The 19,534-nt window shown below is 64.7% G+C and carries 14 protein-coding genes; 10 read left to right on the plus strand and 4 right to left on the minus strand.

Annotation, left to right across the window (positions count from 1 at the left end):
• The first annotated feature begins 317 nt into the window (after positions 1–317).
• The gene (locus ABZV44_RS43035; protein ID WP_354850357.1) at positions 318–2,126 is read left to right on the plus strand and encodes a winged helix-turn-helix domain-containing protein; all 1,809 of its coding nucleotides are present in this window, start codon (positions 318–320) and stop codon (positions 2,124–2,126) included.
• Between the two features lie 117 nt (positions 2,127–2,243).
• On the opposite strand, the gene ABZV44_RS43040 is transcribed toward ABZV44_RS43035, so the two are convergent.
• Together ABZV44_RS43040 and ABZV44_RS43045 are read right to left on the minus strand one after the other, a co-directional pair.
• Positions 2,244–2,933 carry a hypothetical protein gene (locus tag ABZV44_RS43040; protein ID WP_354850360.1) on the minus strand — a complete coding sequence of 230 codons (690 nt, stop codon included), beginning with the start codon at positions 2,931–2,933 and terminating at the stop codon, positions 2,244–2,246.
• Entirely contained in the window at positions 2,934–3,857 is a 924-nt protein-coding gene (locus tag ABZV44_RS43045; protein ID WP_354850363.1) for a ParA family protein, read from the minus strand.
• Positions 3,858–7,252: 3,395 nt separating this feature from the next.
• Between ABZV44_RS43045 and ABZV44_RS43050 the strand changes: the two genes are divergently transcribed.
• The 8 genes from ABZV44_RS43050 to ABZV44_RS43085 all read left to right on the plus strand — a co-directional run bounded on the left by ABZV44_RS43050 (position 7,253) and on the right by ABZV44_RS43085 (position 15,926).
• Positions 7,253–8,320 carry a hypothetical protein gene (locus tag ABZV44_RS43050; protein ID WP_354850366.1) on the plus strand — a complete coding sequence of 356 codons (1,068 nt, stop codon included), beginning with the start codon at positions 7,253–7,255 and terminating at the stop codon, positions 8,318–8,320.
• A 4-nt stretch (positions 8,321–8,324) separates the two neighbouring features.
• Positions 8,325–9,368 carry a hypothetical protein gene (locus tag ABZV44_RS43055; RefSeq protein WP_354850368.1) on the plus strand — a complete coding sequence of 348 codons (1,044 nt, stop codon included), beginning with the start codon at positions 8,325–8,327 and terminating at the stop codon, positions 9,366–9,368.
• Positions 9,369–10,093: 725 nt separating this feature from the next.
• Positions 10,094–10,495: an SCP2 sterol-binding domain-containing protein gene (locus ABZV44_RS43060; RefSeq protein WP_354850453.1), complete on the plus strand. Its 402-nt coding sequence runs from the start codon at positions 10,094–10,096 to the stop codon at positions 10,493–10,495.
• Positions 10,496–10,497: 2 nt separating this feature from the next.
• Positions 10,498–11,556, plus strand: coding sequence for an alcohol dehydrogenase catalytic domain-containing protein (locus tag ABZV44_RS43065; protein ID WP_354850456.1), 1,059 nt, complete (start codon positions 10,498–10,500; stop codon positions 11,554–11,556).
• A 5-nt stretch (positions 11,557–11,561) separates the two neighbouring features.
• Positions 11,562–13,082 (plus strand): aldehyde dehydrogenase family protein, encoded by a 1,521-nt coding sequence (locus ABZV44_RS43070; RefSeq protein WP_354850371.1) that lies wholly within the window; start codon positions 11,562–11,564, stop codon positions 13,080–13,082.
• 29 nt (positions 13,083–13,111) lie between these two features.
• Positions 13,112–14,434, plus strand: coding sequence for a cytochrome P450 (locus ABZV44_RS43075; RefSeq protein ID WP_354850374.1), 1,323 nt, complete (start codon positions 13,112–13,114; stop codon positions 14,432–14,434).
• Entirely contained in the window at positions 14,434–14,652 is a 219-nt protein-coding gene (locus ABZV44_RS43080) for a ferredoxin (protein WP_354850377.1), read from the plus strand. Before ABZV44_RS43075 ends, ABZV44_RS43080 begins: the two co-directional genes overlap by 1 nt.
• A gap of 2 nt (positions 14,653–14,654) precedes the next feature.
• A complete protein-coding gene (locus ABZV44_RS43085) occupies positions 14,655–15,926 on the plus strand; it encodes an FAD-dependent oxidoreductase (protein ID WP_354850380.1) in 1,272 nt (423 codons plus the stop codon).
• A 22-nt stretch (positions 15,927–15,948) separates the two neighbouring features.
• Here ABZV44_RS43085 and ABZV44_RS43090 read toward each other — a convergent pair whose 3' ends face one another.
• Positions 15,949–17,067: a LuxR C-terminal-related transcriptional regulator gene (locus tag ABZV44_RS43090; RefSeq protein WP_354850383.1), complete on the minus strand. Its 1,119-nt coding sequence runs from the start codon at positions 17,065–17,067 to the stop codon at positions 15,949–15,951.
• Between the two features lie 96 nt (positions 17,068–17,163).
• Here ABZV44_RS43090 and ABZV44_RS43095 point away from each other — a divergent pair, with 96 nt between their 5' ends.
• Positions 17,164–18,726, plus strand: coding sequence for an acyl-CoA synthetase (locus ABZV44_RS43095; protein WP_354850386.1), 1,563 nt, complete (start codon positions 17,164–17,166; stop codon positions 18,724–18,726).
• 39 nt (positions 18,727–18,765) lie between these two features.
• Here ABZV44_RS43095 and ABZV44_RS43100 read toward each other — a convergent pair whose 3' ends face one another.
• A complete protein-coding gene (locus ABZV44_RS43100) occupies positions 18,766–19,371 on the minus strand; it encodes a TetR/AcrR family transcriptional regulator (RefSeq protein ID WP_354850389.1) in 606 nt (201 codons plus the stop codon).
• Between the last annotated feature and the right edge of the window lie 163 nt (positions 19,372–19,534).

Raw genomic sequence — 19,534 nt, forward strand, 5'->3', positions numbered from 1 at the left:
ATCCAGCGTCGCTTCGTGCTGCGCAGACCACCTCAAGGAGGTACCTACCCTCGCACCGATGAGACCTCGTCCATGACAACTGCATACGGGCATCGAGTCATTCGCTCGAAGAACAGACCCCTCCCCTGACGGGGAGGGCTGGTTGGTTCGAAAGGACGGCCGGAGGTGCTGCAACACCTGGGCCGAAGCGAAGCGGAACGAGCTGCAATTCGTATCCGCCGATGCCACCGACTACGTACGGAGGCAGCTTGCAAGGCTTCTCCGAGGGTAGCGCACGCTCTCATGACACTTCCACCTTTGCCGCGCACAACACGCCGATGGCGTTCGTCACGCGGACTGAAATCCCGGGCGGCGCCCGTGCGCATCGAAACGCCGCCCACGCCACATCGTCGTCACCCCACGTCCAGGGCGCGGCCCTGGAAGCGCTCGATGCCGAATTATTCGGTGCGCCTTGGGTCCTCATCGCCGAGGACAACACCTCCCCGGCGCGTGCCCGCAATCTCGCCGGCGCGCGCGCAGCCCTCGCTGAAGGCACAGCGCGATCGATCGCGGGCCGACTGCGTACGGGGGCGTTGGTCGCCGACATCGACCCCGCACAAGGCCACCCGATAGTCGGCGATGCCTGCGCCGAGGCGCTCGTCGCCTGGTGCCTCGACCATGATCTGCCCTATCTGGTCCGTGAATCCGGACGTCCGGGCGGTCGCCATGTCATCACGGTGGCGCGCGCGCCCCGTCACGTCAGGCAATGGCACGCGCTGTGTACACGGTTGTCGCGCCAATACAAGACCGAGGTCGATGATCGCACCGGGAAAACGCTGCGCTTGCTCAGCGCACCTCATCGACGCGGACTGCACTGCCCCGTCATCACCTGCACACTGACACCCGCCGACTTCGCCGAACACCGGAGTCCACATCGGTCCCGGCGACGCTTCCAACAGGGACCGCGGGTGCGGAGCACAGCGACGACCGGACGCGACACGTCACGTTCGGCGCGGGAGTTCGGCAGGGTGTGCGCTATGGCGCGCGCCGGATACACCGCGACCCAGGCATGGCGGACCATCGCGGTACCGGGGTCGAAAGCCATTGCGCGCGGACGTCGCTGGTGGCAGCGCTACCAGTGGCTGCATGCTGTCACCACGGTCGCGGCCGAGCGCGGTATCCCAGAAAACGAAGCGTGGAGGTCGGCGCGGCAAGCCTGCCCTCCGGAGTACGCGCACATCCGCCACGGCTGGTGGCGAGGGCTGTGGCGACGGGCGTGCGCCGAAGCCGCCACCGCCCGTCCACGACGAAAACGCCTCGGCGACACCAGCGTCGGGCATCACGAGGATCACGCTGCAGACATCGCCGAATTGCGTGCGGAATTGACTGCGGCGGCCGCCGCGGTGCTGCCGACGGTTGGTGTCCGGCCACAACGCCTCGCCAGTGCCACAACCACCCTGTTCCATCTGGCGGCGGTGCTGGTCACCCGCAACGGGTCGATCAGTGTGCGGGATCTCGCCGAGCGAACACGCCTGGATCCCAAGACCGTTCGCGCCGCACTGGCGCTGTGCGTGCGCACCGGGCTGGTGGTCACCGCTCGACGGTATGCCGGAGGAGCGAGCGATTCCCATTCGTACGGGGTGGGCCCGCTGGTGCGGGCACGGCGGTGGGGGCCGGGAACTTCCCCCACTAGCTGTAGCACCCCCCGTTACGGCCGCGCCCACCTCCCTCGCCTCCGCGCCCAACACCTCCGCGAACGGCTCCACTGGCGCACCCGCTGTGACGCGCTCGCCCTCCTGGAGCCTGGTGAGCGGCTGGCTACCAGCGCCGGCCGCGTCGCGAGAGTTCTTCGCTCCCTGTATCACCAGCGGCGCTGGGTGGGTGCGCTCGACGCCGTGCAGCTCGAGCACCGGCGTGCGGTCCGTCGCCGGCTGTTGCGCCGGATCGGCAGTGTGCGGCGGTCGGCTTGGCTGGACTGGCTGGCGCAGCGGAATCGGCTGGTCGATGCCGTTGATCGGCTCTACGCGGATAGCTGCCGGGGTGACGACCTGCGTGTCATCGGTGACGCGGCCGATATAGTGCACCGGGGACTACGGGATCGCCGTTGGTGTTCGGAGCCTCACGACGAGACCACCATTGCCGCGTAAGCGGTTGCCCACCACCGCGCGGGTGCGCGAGCCATGAAGTGGTAGTGCTTCGGGGCGTGTGCCGGGCCTCCCCCACGGTCCCTCGTGCGGAGGCCCGGCCGTGGGCCTGAAGCCGGATCAGACGACGGCTTCGGTGTCCTCGGAATCACCGATGTCATCGTCTTCGCCACTGAGACCGGCGATCTCCTCGGCCAGATAGAACTTCAGTGCCTGATCCACGAGCGCGCTGCGACTTCCTGCATGCCATTCCTCGGCAAGCAGGTCGAGAGACTCCACGTCGGTGGCGATGATCCCCGCCAGGGGGATCTTGACCGGCGGTTCGGCGTGTCGTCGTCGGCGTGGCCGGGAGTTATCGACCCGCTGGAACAGCCGGCCCTTCGGTTTGACACTGACCTCACGCGAGAAGTGATCGCGGAGTTCGGTTTCGAACTGCTCGATCGCGTCGAGCACCACCTCACCGTAGCTGCGTCCACGGCCACGGTGCTGTTTCTCGCTGTGTGTCACCTGTCGAAGCGCCTCGGCGACAACGGATGCGACATGCGCTTCCGGCGTCGACTGGGTTGCCCGTGCACGAGCCGGAGTCTGGCGCGGCCGCCTGGCGACGGGTTCAACGGTTGTTGCCGACTTGGCCGAGGACTTCCGAGGCGGCTTGGCGGCCGGAGCGACCGGCCGCGGTGTTTCGACCGTCTGCACGCTATCCGAAACCACCGGCATGGGCGGCGGCGCGGCGGGCGCGGGAGGAGGCGGGGGGAGCAGATCGTCGATGTCATCGAGATCGTCGGCCCTGAAGGCGCCTTTCCTGCTCACTTACACAACCTCCTTAGCGCGTTCGCCGGCAGCGAGGCGAACCAGAATCTCTTTCGTCAGCGCCTGATAGTCGGATGCCAGCGGCTCGGGATCCCGTGACCAGCGCTTGGCGGGCGCATCACCAGGTTCGGCGGTATCACCGGCTTTGGCCGGCGTGAAATCAATGAGCTCCTGCGGAGTGAGATGGAACGCGCGGGCATCCAGAGCCGTCGCCTTGTCCTGCCGGACGAAGTTCCTGAACGGCGCGATCCCGGTGCCCTCCAGCAGGTCCATGATCTTGCCGAGGGTGTCCTCGTTCCGGCGGACAGCTCGAGGATTGCAGTCGAACAGGATCATGCCCATCAATTCGACCAGGGCGCCGTTCTTCCGGGCCCACAGGTAGCGGCGGGCCAGAAGTTCGGCGCCGTCGATGCTGCCGTCGTCCTCCTTGGTCGGAACGACCAGCCAGCTGACCACCTGCAGCAGCAGATCCAGGACGCCACGGTCACCCGGGCCCGAGTCGATCAGCACCAAGTCGTATCGTCCGGTGTCGACGAGCGCCTCCAAGGCGTTGAGCAGATTCTGTCGCGGATCGATCCCGTGCTGCTCGGCATTGGAGACCACGGTTCCGGCCATGGCCAGAAGCTTTCCGCCGCAGACGACATCGAGTCCCGGCCGGACATCGAGCGTCGGTGCGAGAGCGGATCCGTACTGCAGAGTCATCGCCAGGGAGCGGCCCTCGTCGGAGTCCTTCACTCCGAGATCCCGCATCGTGCAGTTGCCCTGTTGATCGGCATCGACGACAAGCACCCGCTTGCCTCGCTTCGCGACCGCCACCGCGATGGCGGCGACGATGGACGACTTACCCACTCCCCCCTTCTGATTGGCCACCAGGATGGTTCGCCTCACGGCGTGGGGAACGGGCAGCAAACGCGTACTTGTCACGCCCGTGACAGTACCCTGGCGATCACCGTGGGGACAACGACCGGAACGGTGTGTGTCGCGGTATGCGTAGGCGTCCGCCCACCAGTCTGGTCCAGCGCCAATTACTCTCCAGTTCAACCGATCTGCTGATCAGCAGTAGGGACAGCCGCTCGATGGGCCGACCTCCCGCGCCGTGCGAATGCACGGCATAGGGTCAATGTATCGACGGTTCGACGGGCGTGGTGAGCGTTCGTCACGGAGGTATGTCGAAAGACGTTTGCATGTGTCGTTGGGGCAGTTGTCGAAACGACCTGTGGCACAGCGGAATGCAGGGTCCACCCACGCGCAGAAACACGTATCGTCTTGGAACCCTTCAATCCTGTACCAGAACGGGGCATAAAAACACTCGGAGTAACGATCCGAACTCTGGTGATGGTGATGGTCCTCGACAGGGATGCTTCACTCGCCGATCGGAATACTTCTGAAAGTGTTGTATCAACGAACATCCCAGCGTCATTCGAGCGGATAGTGAACGCGGGGTGTCGAACGGTATGCCACATCACCGTCTGCCCGGTAGAAAGACGCACCGTGCCGACGATGGATCCAACGACCGGTGAGGATGCCGACACACCTGTATGGCGAACTGCCCGAGTTGAAGACCGTCCAACAGCCATTGAACAGACGGAACATGTGGTGATACGCGAGGCGGGATAGACGTCAAGATGGAAGACCGGACATTCGGCCGGATAGGCCGCTGATGATGTGGACCTTTCGATGCTCGTTCGCGGTGTGATGTAAGAGTCCATATTTGACCCAATACCACCGGCGAGTCGAGCGCCCGTGCACATGGTCGATCGCCTGGTTGTTGCACATGCCGAATACTCGACGATTGCAACAGGCTTGCGAGATGCAGCAGGTTCCGTCCTGCCATGTACGGACCTAAGTGTCATAAACGGATCCAGGCAGACTGCAGCCATTAGGACCGCTGTCGAGATCTCCGAGATCGTCCTGTCAATGCTAGTTCCTCGTGGGTCCCTACAGGGGTCTTCAAGGGTTAGCAGAATGGCAATCTTGATTGCGATCTCAGCGGGTTTCGATGAGGTGAAGTCATGGATCAGCGCAAAGGGTGTTGCGAGGGGCTTTTGCAGGCGATGAGAAACGGCAATCAGTGGTGTCTCTCCCTTGGCGGAAGCTGCTGCAATGAAAGATGCATTACCAGCAACAACTTGGCAGGGCGCCGCTAACGTCGTATCTAACGTCGTATGGTTCGTCTTACGTTGGGTCGTACGTACGACGCTATCTGATGCACACTCTGCTGCGGCTTCTACGGCATGGTTGATGCCATAGGCAGTAACTCGCAGCTCAGGATGCATATTGGACCCTGCCTGGACAGACGATATGAGCGCGTTCGGTTGGCTCGGTTCAGGCTTGGAGACGGGGAGGGAGCGGCTTGGAAATCCCGCGTTGTCGATCGGCTCGAACCCCATATAGCCTCCTCTCCGATGCTCCTGTATGCCTCTGTCCGGCGCTCCCCGGAAGTTTAACCGGAGAGAAGGCATAGATCTCTTCCTCGGCGCATCACGCGCCGCTGGAATCACGATTCGTGTCACCCGGATCCAGTCTCGCCGTCCATCTCTGTGTGCCAATGAACGGCGCCGGCCATCGATATCATCGGTGGTGGGGGATCGACGGATCGCATGCACGGATATGCGGCAATCGATGCTGTCGTGACAATTGGCTTACCTTCGTCCAAAGCGTGATCCGAGGGCCACTTCTCGGATGTGCCCGCAGCGGGGGAGCATGTCAGAACAGGCGCGTTCGCGTGAGCCTTTGCGTCGACGCAATTCGAAAGCCGCACAACCACCGTGGCAGGACATTGCCGCGTCGTGTCCTCATCGCCGTCAACGTGCGTGTACCACTCGGACCGAGTGAGCCTGCGTGCGTCTTCAGCTGCAGTGCATCAGGTGAGTGTGCGACGGACGCGAGCACAACTTGGCCGTGATTGCCGGGGTCGAGTACCAGCCGCATGTCGGTGCGCGCGCCATCGGTGTCGATCCGCGGAAAGCGGCAGGGCGGATTGACACTCCGACTGCGGGTTCGTCTGATGAGCTGCGCGGAGGTCCGTTCGGCTCAGCCTCGGCCGAGACTTCCCCGGGAACGCGTAGAAGTCCGATGACAGCGCTTCGCGACGTTGCCGAACTCATTGCCTTCTGAACGCGATCACATGTACGTGGAGGCCACGAGGAACTCGCGCTTGTGCCGACAGGCCACAACCCGGTGCGCCGATTGAATCCGCACGTGGGGATTCGGTCCGCGTCCCGTGTACCGATGCCGCGTTGGGGTGACCCTGGAAAAGGGACCAGCGATGTAGATGTCGGGATGGGCGGGACTGCGGCGCGAGTCCCGCGCTGAATCTCATTGTCATGCATGATCGTCTCCCGGCTGTTGGTGGGAGTGGGCTCGTCGATCCGCAGATGATCTCGACCATCACCGAGGGGTTCCGGCGGGTCGATCTGGTCCCGGTCCGATCATGCCGGGATGACAGCGCACAAGTCTGTCGGAGTCCTTCTCCCGCCGTTGGTTTCACAGGCCTGGCTGTGCAGTCGTCGACCGCCCGCGCAAATCTGCGGCCGTTTAGAGCCTTGCCCCGGTGCTGCTCCAGGTGCGCTCCCGAGCGGTCCGATTCCACGGTCGGCGCCGCCGGCGGGTGGGTTTGCTGGATGGATGCTGAATTCTGGCAGGGAACGGTACTTTTCTCATCAAATGCCCCTTTCGCCAGGCCTCTGAAATCAAAAGAGCCCTCCAGATTGCCCGCTGAGCGATCGGGGACCCATTCTGGGGGCGATGTGCATATTTGCCAAGAAAGTCGCTCTACGGCCAATTTGGCCGCCTTGGTGCTCTGGCCTGGGGATATTCATGGGGGTCCGCTGGAGGAGGGGGTCCGGTCGTCCGATCGCGGCGACCCTGAGCCTGCAGTCGCGGGACCTAGGGGGTCTGCTGCGTTCGGACACGGGATCTCGAACGAGATTCGGGGAGCCCCGTGGCAACTCGCGTCCCGCTGGCCTTATGGCCACGTCAGCGGGCATGCTGAGGGTGATGGAACTTGTGGGAGTGGATGTCTGCGCTTCGCGGACGGCCTTGCGTTTTCCGGCCGTGGTGAAGCTCCATCGCAGTCGCTTGATCAGCTTTTGTTCCAACGCCCGATAAATGAGTTATCGTGCATCGAAGACTAATCACTGCAGTTCAACGGATGAATCGAACCGGCGCTGTGGGTGTGGACCAGCACCGCGCGACTGCTGACCAGCAGAGGAGGGGGAGGGCAAGCGATGGCGACGGACCCTCGAGTCGTGGAGCCGGCTCTCTCGAATACCCGGAGAAGTTACGACTCGTCGTGGCGGCGGTTCGAAAACTGGTGTGTGGCAGGCGGGCACGTCGCGCTCCCCGCCTCACCGCATACCCTCGCTCGATACTTCACGGTCGCGGCGCGGGAACGTGACGGCGCAGGTTATCGGTACAAGAGCTCCACATTCGGTGTGTGGCTGGCCGCGATCGGAGCGCGGCACGCGGGTGCGGGTCTTCTGCACCCGGGCAAAGATGTGCTGGTCGTCGAAACCTTGCGGGGTATCCGCAATCTCCGTGCCGCCGAAGGGGAGACGGTTCGCGCCGCCGCTCCGTTGCGCACCGATGACCTGCAGACTGTGGTGACGAGCATCGCCGGACAGGCACGCGGCTGGGTGGCGCAGGTGGCCGCCAGACGCGATATCGCGCTGTTGGTCGTCGGATTCAGCGGCGCGCTGCGCCGCAGCGAACTCGCCGCCCTGGAGGTGCGCGATATCGCTCGCGCCGACGACCGCGAGGGGGAATGGCTCGCCGTGCGCCTGCGCGGGACCGGGACCGGGGATGCCGACGAATTCGTGTATCTACCGAAAGGCCGCACCTCGGGCCGCTGGTGTCCCTGCTGTGCCTTTCTGCGGTGGCTGGCGGTCATCGCAGCGTACGACAGCGCCGTTGAGATGAAGGCGGTGCGACCACCTGAGCGTGACGGAGAAGCCGTGGATCGGGATGCGGTGGCGCGCGCCGCCGCCGATGACGGCGCGTTGGCCGTGACCAGGCTCGTTCGCGTCGACGACGGTGACCTCGACGAGCATGTGTGCGCCCGCCCGTGGCCGCGGGTTCCGCAGGCGGACGTGCCGCTGTTCCGGTCGCTGCGCAATGGCACGCCACGCGAAAAACAGGCTCTGACAGGCGGTTCCATCACACGGATGCTGCACCGGCGAGCGGCGCGAGCGGGACTGGACCCGGCCACGGTGGAGCTGTTCAGTGCGCATGCGCTACGTGCCGGCGCGGCGACCGAGGCACTGCAGCGCGGCGCGAGCCTCGACCAGGTGATGAACCTGACCCGCCACAGATCAGCTGCCAGCGTACGGCGTTACGACCGTGATCCGCGGCCCGGGAACCATGCCGCCGAGCAGCTGGGCCTGTGAAACGGTGACCGAGAGCGAACAGGCATCGCTGCCGGACGACCGCTGTCCGCCGCCGGGTCTGGCGTCGCGCTATCACCGCGCATGGACGCTGTTCGCCCGCTGGTGTGCCGCCGCGGACCTGCGCGCACTGCCCGCGACACCACTGACCGTGGCCGCGTTCCTCGATGACCACCCCGGCAGCCTCGCCACCCACCGCACGCGGCTGACCGCGATCAATCAGGCCCATATCGTCGCGGGGTGGTCCGCGCCCGGTCGTTCCGCGTCGTTGCGGGACGCGCTCAGCGAGCACCGGGCCCGGCGTCGGGAGCGGATCGCACGACGAGTGGAAACCGTTGTGCCGCAACTTCCTGCGTGGGGCTGGACCCGCGGCCTGTTCGGCCGCCGCAACGCGGCGCTGCTGGTGCTGGCCGCCGCTGGGTTGACCTACTCGCAGATCGCCGTCCTCACCCAACGGGATCTGCATCTCGGCGGTGATCAGGCGATCATCGGAGACCGGCTCGCCGTCCTCGTCGCGACCGGTGACTCCGAATCCTGCCCGATCGAGGTGCTGTGCCGGTGGACCGATGTGCTGCGCCTGGCGCCGCATCCCGCAGGCCGCGGATTGCTCGAGCACCACCTCGGCGGGCGCAGCCTTCCCGCCGACGGACTCGATCCTGCCCATGCCGACCTGCCGCTGTTCACCAGTTTCGACTCACGCGGCTATACCCCGATGCACGACAACATGATTCAGTGGCTGCAACCGTTGTCTGCCACCGCGATCGCGACCATCGTCGCCGCCCACCTGCAGGGGCCGCTCCCGGTGTATCGCAGCCGCGACGCGGTACCGATCGCGCCCCGGGAACGCGTGAACACGCCCCCGGTCCCCGAACCGATCGAGCTCGAGGACACCTACGCCGCCGGCATCGCCGCGCGGCACCGAGATCATCAGCGCCTCAACGAGGTCGACGCATTGTGGGACGACTTCGACGATCAGGTCGACGAAGTCTCGCGGATGCTCGAGCGCGCCCTCGCCGTCGCGAACGGAAGCCTGCCCGATTCCGCGAAATGACCGGGGAACCTCGGAGTCGGTGGCTGCTGGCGGCATCGGCGCGGAACTGGCCGTCGTAAGCCGTGGCGGGTCTGCACTTCCGCTGTCGGTCACCGCCCGGCCCATTCAGCCCGATGAGCCGTTCCACGAGGCTTGGTGTCCGCGCGCTGAGCGGCCCACCTGTCAGTACAGAGCGGTTTCACCGTCCGACAACGTGTTCCGGAACTCGGGGGAGGTCATGGACCGTGGTACTGACAACCTTCGAGACACCACGCCAACCGCAGGGCAGCACGCAGCTCGCCTGCGCGAGGACTTCGATGCGACCGTCGGCGAAGGTGCGTATCACCTCCGAGGCCTGTGCTGGGTAGCCGCACCGATCACAGGTGTGAAAGTAGTCGAGGACATCGCGCACCATGACGAAGACCGCTTGCGCAGTGTCTTTCGTCCACGCTGTGCAGGCCGATGCAATCCCGTCATAGTCCGTTATCGGTAATTGCATTATTCAGGTGAGATTTGGCTGTTGTCCAGCTGTTCCACTCTTCGCCGAACTCGGTCCCGCCGAGGGTGTCGAAACCGCCTCAGAAAATGGTCCTGAACACGGCTTTGCATGTACTGTGACCTGCTTCATACCCCTTTGGGGATATGAAGATACCTCTTCTGGGATCTCACCGCAGCGAGTCCGCGGTGATTTCATGGATCCGTCAAAGACATCAACCGTTAACCCTGTCGGGATGGAGTCAATCGAAATGGGTTTCTTCAAGAACGCGGACGAGCTCGATACCTATATCGGCGCCGTTTTCCGCGACGCCGGCGAGCATCCCGAATCGGGTCCGAAACTGCGGGCCGCGAACATCGTCATGCGCGTGGTCTACACCGATCCCGATTGTGAGGTCACGATCGCTTTCCGCGATGACTACCAGGTGGTTACCGGGCCGACCGATATCAAGCCCGACATCACCCTGATGATGCGTGCCGACACCGCCGATCAGTTCTGGCGCGGCGACTACAACCTGGCCGTCGGTTTGGCGAAGGGGCAGGTCAAGGCCAAGGGGCCGGTCAACAAGATCCTGCGGCTGGTGCCGCTCACCAAGCCGCTTTTTCCGATGTACCGGGAAAAGGTCGCGGCCAAGGATGCCGAGGTCGCGTGACAATGGCGGAAACCATGAAGGCGGCGGTGCTCAAGGCGCCGCACCACGTCGAGGTCGAGGAAGTGCCGATCCCGGTCATCAGCGCGCCCACCGACATCCTGTTACGAGTCGAACGAACTGCTATCTGTGGCACGGACCTGCACCCGTATGAGGGTCGGCTGGAGCTCGAGTCCGACATCATCCTCGGGCACGAGTTTCTCGGCACGATCGAGGCGGTCGGAGCGGCGGTGACGCATTTCGCTGAAGGCGACCGCGCGGTTGCTTCGTGCGTGGTCAACTGCGGCTCCTGTTACCAGTGCCGACGGCACCAGCCGGGCAATTGTGCGGGAGGCCGGATCTTCGGACTCGGTTTGGCGCTGGGTGATCTGGCCGGTGGGCAGGCGGAATACATCATTGTGCCGAATGCCGACATCACCGCCCGGGCCGTCCCCAACGGCGGGCAGGCGTCCGACGACGACATCCTCTTCGCAGGCGACATCATGACAACCGGCTACGAGGCGGTCGCCCGGGCGATGCGGCCGGGTGACAGTGTCGCCGTTGTCGGCGCTGGCCCCGTCGGTCTGTGCGCGGCCATGGCCGCCGTCGCCCTCGGCGCCGGGCAGGTCATCGTCGTCGACCGGGTCAAGGACCGGCTGAAGGAAGCCGAACGCTACGGCGCGATCGGTGTCGACGCAGCGGAAAACGATGCCACCGATGCCGTCCTCGACCTGACGGATTGGCGTGGTGCGGACCTCGTTGTCGACGCGGTCGGTCACGAGTCCGCGCTCGTGAGCGCGATCTCCATGGTGCGCGCGGGCGGAACACTGTCCATTCCCGGCGTGTACACCGAGGAGAGCCTCACGCTCCCCTTCTCCGAGCTGTACCTCAAAGGCGTGAAGGTCGAGATGGGCGTCTCGCACATCACGGAGTACATGGACGAGGTCATCGCGCTGATGGGGGCGGGCAAGATCTCGCCGAGCGGGATCATCTCCCACCGTATGGGTCTCAGCGAGGCCGCCGAGGCGTATCGCATCTTCGAAGCCCGGGAAGCTACCAAAATCGTTCTCGATCCCAGGAGTTGACAGCAATGACCGCTGTTGAGGTGACCCACTATCCGATGCGGATCGGCGGGCAGGACGTCGACACCACCATGTGGCGCGAAATCATCGATCCCGCAGACGAATCGGTCGTCGCCACCGTCGCGATGGGCACAGCAGCGCACATCGACGAGGCGGTTGCCGCGGCGAAGGCGACGTTCGACGCCGGCGTCTGGTCCGGGAAGCCGCCCGCCGAGCGCGCGGCGATCATGCACCGGATCGCGGCCGCAGCCAACGACGCCATCGAAAGTCTGGTCGAGCTGGAAATGGAAGCGAATGGTGCGACCGTGCGTCAGGCCACCGGTTTCCATGTCGGATACGCGCTGTCGCACTTCACCTACTTCGCCGATCTCGCGGAATCGTATGCGTGGCAACGTCCCGCTGCCCGCACGACCTTTCCGGCCCTGGCTCAGTTCACGATTCAGCGTGAGCCGATCGGCGTGGTCGGAGCCATCGCGCCGTGGAACTTCCCACTGCTCTTGACGTTGTGGAAGGTCGGCCCGGCCCTGGCCGCCGGCAACAGTGTCGTCGTCAAACCCGATGAGCACACTCCGCTGTCGATCCTGGCCTTCGCCCGGATCGCCGAGGAAAACGGACTTCCGCCCGGCGTGCTCAATATCGTCCCCGGTGAGGGTCGTGACGCTGGTGCCCGGCTTGCTTCGCACCCCGATGTCGGCAAGATCGCCTTCACCGGATCGACCGAAGTCGGCCGCGAGATCATGCGTTTGGCGTCGGGCTCGGTCAAGAAGATCACGCTCGAACTCGGCGGTAAAGGTCCATCGGTCGTGCTCGACGATGCTGACCTCGACATGGCCGTCGACGGAGTGCTGTACGGGTGCTTCGTCTACTCCGGCCAAGTGTGCGAATCGGGGACCCGTGCGATCGTCCCGCGGTCGTTGTACGACGAGTTCGTCGAGCGCCTCGTCGAACGTGCGAAGACGATCGTGGTCGGACCCACCCGTGACTGGGATACCGACATGGGCCCCGTGATCGACGCCGAGCAACGAGACCGGATTCTCGAGTACGTCGCTGGAGCCGAAGCTGAGGGCGCGACCATCGCACTCGGTGGAAAGGCCGTCACCGGAGCGGGTTTCGAGAAGGGGTTCTGGGTCGAGCCGACCATCTTGACCGGCGTCCGCAATGACATGCGGATCGCGCAGGAGGAGGTGTTCGGCCCCGTTCTCTCGATCGTCGCCTACGACGGTGACGACGAGGCCGTCGCCATCGCCAATGACAGTCCGTACGGGCTGGCCGCCAGTGTCTGGAGCACCGACAACGAGCGTGCCCTCGCCATCGCCGATCGTATTCGTGCGGGCAGCGTGTGGATCAACGATGCGCATCAGATCAACTGTCAGGTGCCGTTCGGCGGCTACAAGCAGAGCGGATTGGGGCGCGAGCTCGGTCCGGACGCACTGGATGAATACACCGAGACCAAGACGGTTCACCTCGACCTTTCAGGTGGACGCGAGCGCAAACCCTACGACATCCTGCTCAGCCACGCCGGCGACTGACGCCACTGGACACATACCGGAGAACCACTGTGACAACCACATTCGACGATGCCGATCTCGACTTCGACGACGACCTTCCGCCGACCAATGACGTCGCGGCCACCAGGGTCTATGACGAGCTCAATGTCTCGAGCGACGACTTCTGGTCCAAGGACGCACCAGAGCGGGAACTCGTTTTCCGTGAACTGCGCAACCGCCGACCCGTCAGTTGGCAGCCGCCGATCGAGTCCGCGGTCGTGCCCGATCCCGACGATCCCGGCTTCTGGGCAGTCGTCCGGCACGAGCACATCGTAGAGGTCAGCCAGCGCAACGACGTGTTCGTCTCCCGCTACGGCGTCATGTTCGACCTGCTGCCGCCGATGTTCCTCGAGATGGCGATGTCCTTTCTCGCGCAGGACAATCCGAAGCACGACAAGGTCCGCAAACTTGTCAGCGCCGCGTTCACGCCCAAACAGATCCGCAAGATCGACGACGACATCGCGGCACGCGCGAAACGGATCGTCGCCGCAGCCGCGGAAAAGGACGAAGTCGACTTCGTCGCAGACATCGCGAAGCACCTGCCGATCGAGATGTTCGGCGACATGTTCGGTGTCCCGGACGAATTGCGGGCGACCGTCGCCCACGCGGCCGATGAGATCGTCGCCTGGGCCGACCCGGTGCTGCTGGCCGGCCGAGATGCGGCAGAGGTACAGGTCGAAGCCTCGCTCGTCATTCACGACATCGCCGAGCGACTGATCGCGGAGCGGCGAGCCAACCCGCAGAACGATCTGCTGACCAACCTCGTACAGGCCGAAGTCGACGGCGAACAGCTCACCGATTTCGAGATCGGCGCGGTCATGACGCTGATGTCTGTCGCCGCGACCGATACGACCCGTCACACGGCGAGCTTCACCGTCAAGAATCTCACCGACCACCCCGAACAGCGGGCATGGTTGTGGGCAGATTTCGACGCCCGCATCGGAACCGCGCTCGAGGAGTTCCTGCGGCACGCTTCGGTGGTGCTGAACTTCCGGCGCACCGCCGTACAGGAATACGACCTCGGTGGCCGGCGGATCCTGCCGGGCGACAAGGTCGTGATGATGTACGGATCGGGCAACCGCGATCCGGAGGTCTTCGCCGACGCCGATGCGTTCGATCTGCAGCGCAGTCCGAACCCACACGTCGCCTTCGGTGGCGGCGGCATCCATTTCTGCCTCGGTAATCAGCTCGCCAAGTCCATGCTGCGCTCGCTGTTCCGTGAATTGCACCGGCAGATGCCTGATTTCGAGGCCGGCGACCCACTGCTGATGAAGACCAACTTCATGCGCGGTGTGGTCAGCATGCCGTTCACCACGAACGTCAGGAGGGGATGATGACCGCACCGACCAGCCACTGCCGGGTCGTCGTCGACATGGGCAAATGCTCGGGTCTCGGGATGTGCGAGGCTGTCGCGCCCGATGTGTTCGAGATCGCGGACGACGGTTCGCTCCAGGTCCTGAAAACGGTCGCGGACATCTCCGAGCGGAATCTGCTCGAGGAGGCAGCCGCGGCGTGTCCGACACAGGCGATCGAGATAAGGATCGCTCGGTAGTCATGACCGACACCACGACACTGGTCGTAGCCGGGGCGGGTCTCGCGGGTGTTCGCGCCTGTGAGGCCGCCCGCCGCAAAGGATTCGAAGGGGCGATCGTTCTGATCGGCGAGGAACCCGCGCTGCCCTACGACCGGCCCCCGCTGTCCAAGCAGATGCTCACCGCGCCGCCCGGCTCGGTGGAGGTGCAGCTGCGGCCGCGTTCGGTGCTCGAGGACGAGCTGAACATCCAGGTGCGCACCGGGGTCCGGGCTATCGGGTTGGATACCGGCAGCCGCGTCCTGCAAACCAGCGAGGGAGAAGTCGAGTACGACGAGTTGATCATCGCGACCGGTGCGGCCGCGCGGAAACTACCCGAAGCGCGGGAATTCTCGGGCGTGCTCGCACTGCGCACCATCGAGGACGCACGCCGGTTGCGTGGCCATCTCGTCGAGGACACCCGTGTCGTGGTGGTCGGTGCCGGGTTTATCGGATCGGAAATTGCCTCCGCGGCATCGAAACTCGGCCTTCGAGTGACGATCGTCGAAGCCGCGTCTGCCCCGTTGGTGCGCTCCCTGGGCGCCGAGGTGGGCGCGCTGTGTACTGCTCTGCATCGAGCACACGGGACCGACCTGCGCCTCGGCACCACCATCACCGCCGTGCGCGCTCGCCTGGGTGCGGAACCGGATGGCCTCGGCCGCTATCCCGTTGCCGCAGTGGAGTTGTCGGACGGCTCGCTAGTGGAGGCCGATGTCATCGTCGCGGGTATCGGCGCGGTACCGGCCACCGAGTGGCTACAGACTGCCGGGGTGCGGCTGCACGAACACGACGGCGGCATCCTGTGTGACGCGAACCTTGCCGCGCTCGGGCACAACGGCAGACCGATCCCTCACGTCTGGGCGGCCGGCGATGTCGTCCACTGGCCGAACCCGTTGTTCGAGCGCACCATGCGGCTCGAACACTGGACCAGTGCAGCCGAGCAGGGGGCTGCGGCGGCCGCCAACGCGCTCGTGCAGCCCGCCGATCGTCGTCCATACTCGACGGTTCCCTATTTCTGGTCGGATTGGTACGACACGAGGATCCAATTCGTCGGAGTGCCCCAGGCCGAAGAAGTAGTGGTGCAACACCTTCTGGATGAACGCGGAGGAATGGTGGCGCTGTACCGGGCCGGCGAGCGGCTAGTCGGCGCACTGACCATCGGCCGACCGGATCTGATCATGAAATACCGACGCCTGGTCGCCTCGGCCGCGTCGTTCGCCGAAGGGGTCGATCTCCATGCTGGCGCGGTCGCGTAGTGCGCGTCGTACCGGCGAACATTCACCCTTCGCCGGTGTCGTAGAGGCGCATCACCGCTTCGGCGCGGTTCGCCGCGCCAAGTTTGCGCAGGATGTGCTTCACATGCTGTTTGGCAGTCCCCTCGGAGATGATCAGCTCGGCAGCGATCGCCGCGTTGGTTCGCCCCTGTGCCATCAGCTCGAGTACCTGAACTTCGCGGGCGGTGAGCCGCTCGCGCACCGCGACAGCCATGCGAGGTGTACTGCGCGGGTGCGATTCGGCTTGGCCGTGCCCGGTGCCCGAGCCGGTGGACAGGTTCAGATGCACCTCGTGCAGGCCGGCGATGGCGCGAGCCGATTCTGCGGCGGCCAGTCGCAGGGTGGCCGCGGCGGAATCGAGTTGCTCAGCGAGCTGAGCTCGGCTCAACGCCAACCGCAGCGCCTCGGCGAAGGTGCGCAACGTTTCGCGGTCGGTCCGGTCGGTGTCGACACCCTGCAGGTACCGGTCACCGTGGATCAATCCGACAACGCGGCCGTTGGACAGAATCGGCGCAGCCACGTAGGACCGCGACAGCGACTCCTTGGCGATGCGCGCATGCACCCGTGGTACCAGCTGCGCGTCGCTGACCAGAATCGGCTGCCGACGGCGCACGATCTCGGTTTCGAAGAGCTTCGGGCCCAGCGGTTGTGGTTCTTCTTGCCCGACTCGGTTGATGGTCTCGGCCCAGACCGGGTCGTCGGCGACGAAGACCTGCTGCGTGATCCACAATCCGTCGGCGATGCGAGAGATGATCGCCCGGTCGAATCCGAGATCACCGATGAGACGTGGTGCGGTGGAAACCAGTTCGGCGACCGAGCATGGCGTCATTTCCAACCTCGCCAGTACATCGCCGAGCCTGCGTGCGATATCGGCGTGCACAGACCCTTGATGGTGCAGCAGCAACTCGTCGATGCGCCGCAGTTGCTGGAGTGTACGAACGATCTCTTCCGATCCGCTCTCAGGACAGGTCAGTGCTTCGGTCAGCGCGTCCCAGCCATCTCGAACGATCGCCCTGGCCTCTGCGGTGGCCAATTCGGAGATCGGGCGATCGCCCGTGAGCAGCGTCCGCAGGGCCGTGAGTGCATTACGAACCCGGTCCTCTGCGACGACATCGTCACCCATGGCACCACCTTCAACACTGTGATCCAGCTAACAACTGGTCTCTAGGTCTATTACATCACTCGGCCACAGCACGCTGATGGCTGAAAGGAGCAGACGATGTATCCCGCAGTCCATGCCGCGACGCATCCCGGCAAGGTCGCGGTTCGCGTCGCCGAGACAGACGAGAACCTCACCTACGCGGAGCTCGAGGAGCGGTCGTCCCGCCTGGCGAATGCGCTGCGTGCCGCAGGGCTGCGCCGTGGTGATGTGGTCGCCCTGGTGAGCACCAACGACGTCCGGGTTTTCGAGGTCTACTGGGCGTGCCTGCGTTCGGGTTTGTACCTGACGCCGGTCAACTTCCACCTGTCGGCAGCCGAAGTGGAGTACATCGTAAACGACTGTGGGGCACGTGCTCTCGTTGTTTCGGCGACCTTGTCCGAACTGGCGGGCAATGTCTGCGAGAGCATCCCGAATGCCGGCGTTCGCTTGGCCTATGGCGGCCCGGTCGCCGGGTTCACCGACTATGACGAATTCGTGTCCGTGGCGTCCGCCACGCGGGCTACCGACCAACCTCGCGGTGCGGACATGCTCTACAGCTCCGGCACGACAGGCCGGCCGAAGGGCGTGAAACCGCCACTGCCCAATCGGCAGGTCGGCGACCCGGGCGACCCCTATGTCGCCGTCTTCGGCGGCGCTTACCGCATCGGGCCGGACACGGTGTACTTCTCTCCGGCGCCGCTCTACCACGCTGCGCCGTTGCGATTCGGCATGGTCACTCAGGCGCTCGGTGGCACCGTGGTGACCACCGCCAAGTTCGACGCCGAACAGTGCCTGCGCGTGATCGATCAAGACAAGGTCACCCATTCTCAGTGGGTGCCAACACATTTCGTGCGAATGCTGCGATTGCCCGAGGATGTGCGAGCCGCCTATGACCTTTCCTCGCAAACCCATGCCGTGCATGCGGCCGCGCCGTGTCCGGTCGAGGTCAAGCAGCAGATGCTGGACTGGTTCGGGCCGATCCTGCATGAGTACTACGCCTCCACCGAGGCCAACGGCATCACCATGATCGGGCCGGCGGAGTGGGCCCGGAAACCGGGTTCGGTGGGGACCGCCGAACTCGGTGTCATCCATATCTGCGACGAAGCCGGCACCGAACAGCAGGTCGGGGCCACCGGAATCGTCTACTTCGAACGCGAGGCGAGGCCGTTCGAGTACCACGGCGATCCGGACAAGACGGCCGGTGCTCAGCACCCGGTGCACGAGAACTGGTCCACCTGCGGCGATATCGGATATGTGGATCACGAGGGCTATCTCTATCTGCGCGACCGTCAGTCGTTCACGATCATCTCGGGGGGTGTCAACATCTATCCGCAGGAGATCGAGGACTGCCTCGTGTTGCATCCGGACGTCCACGACGTGGCGGTGATCGGGGTTCCCGATGACGAATTCGGCGAAAAGGTAGTTGCCGCAGTTCAATTGACCGTCGGCGTCGACGCTGAGGATGAGACGGCCCGACGGCTGGCCGACCACGTTCGGGCTCGCATAGCGGGCTACAAGGTTCCCCGCCGCATCGAGTTCGTCGACAACCTGCCGCGTACTCCGACTGGCAAGCTCGTCAAGCGCGTCCTTCGCGACCGGTTCATCGAGCAACAAGCGGCCATCCGGTCCACCGCTGATTGAGCGGTGTGTCACGCAGCGAGGAAGCGTCGCGGTCACGGATCAACTCGGCCCGATCAGCAATCCGACGGCCAGGTCCGTCCATTCCGTCAGGTGCGGATCGCGTACCGCATCGCGCCTGTCGAAGGCATAGGTCAGCGCCACGCCACGCATGCTCGTGTTCAGTATCTCGCGGACGCGTGGGTATGCGGGCCGCAGAATGAGAGATGGCCCGAACATGGTGTCGATCGAGTCCCGGATTTTGCGTTGAAGTGCACGTTCTTCGCCGACTAGGGCCGTCCGCAGCTCATCGTTGTGGCGGGCGGCCAGCCACAGCTCGGACGCCGCCCAGAAGTAGTCCTGGTGATAGGTCGACCACATGGTGCGGACCGCTTCCGGGATGCGTTGCACCGGATCCTCGGGCCATTGCTTGTCGCTGTTCAGCGCATCGAACCGCGCTGCGGCCAAATGCTGCACTGCTGCGACGAGAAGTGCGTCGCGAGAAGGGAACTGGTGCAGCAAGCTGCCGCGGCTGACCCCGGCCAGCTGTTGGATCCGCAGGGTGGACGCACCGGAGTAGCCGTGCTCGACCAGAGCGCGCACGGCGGCGTCGAGTATCCGAGCCTGGGTCTCCAACCCGCGGGGCTGCATGTGTCGGGAATGCGTCATGACGGCTTGTTCATCTCCATTCGCCGCAGATGTAGTCAGCATTGACTAGAAATTTATGAGGTAATGACGGACTGCGTCAATTGCTCGCCGCCGACGGGCTCAGCGTCACTGTGAAGCCCCTTCCCGGGCTGGTCAAGGCCATGCGACGGGAAAACTAGTCAGC

The sequence above is a fragment of the Nocardia sp. NPDC004860 genome, assembly GCF_040609015.1.
In the GTDB taxonomy this organism is placed as follows: domain Bacteria; phylum Actinomycetota; class Actinomycetes; order Mycobacteriales; family Mycobacteriaceae; genus Nocardia.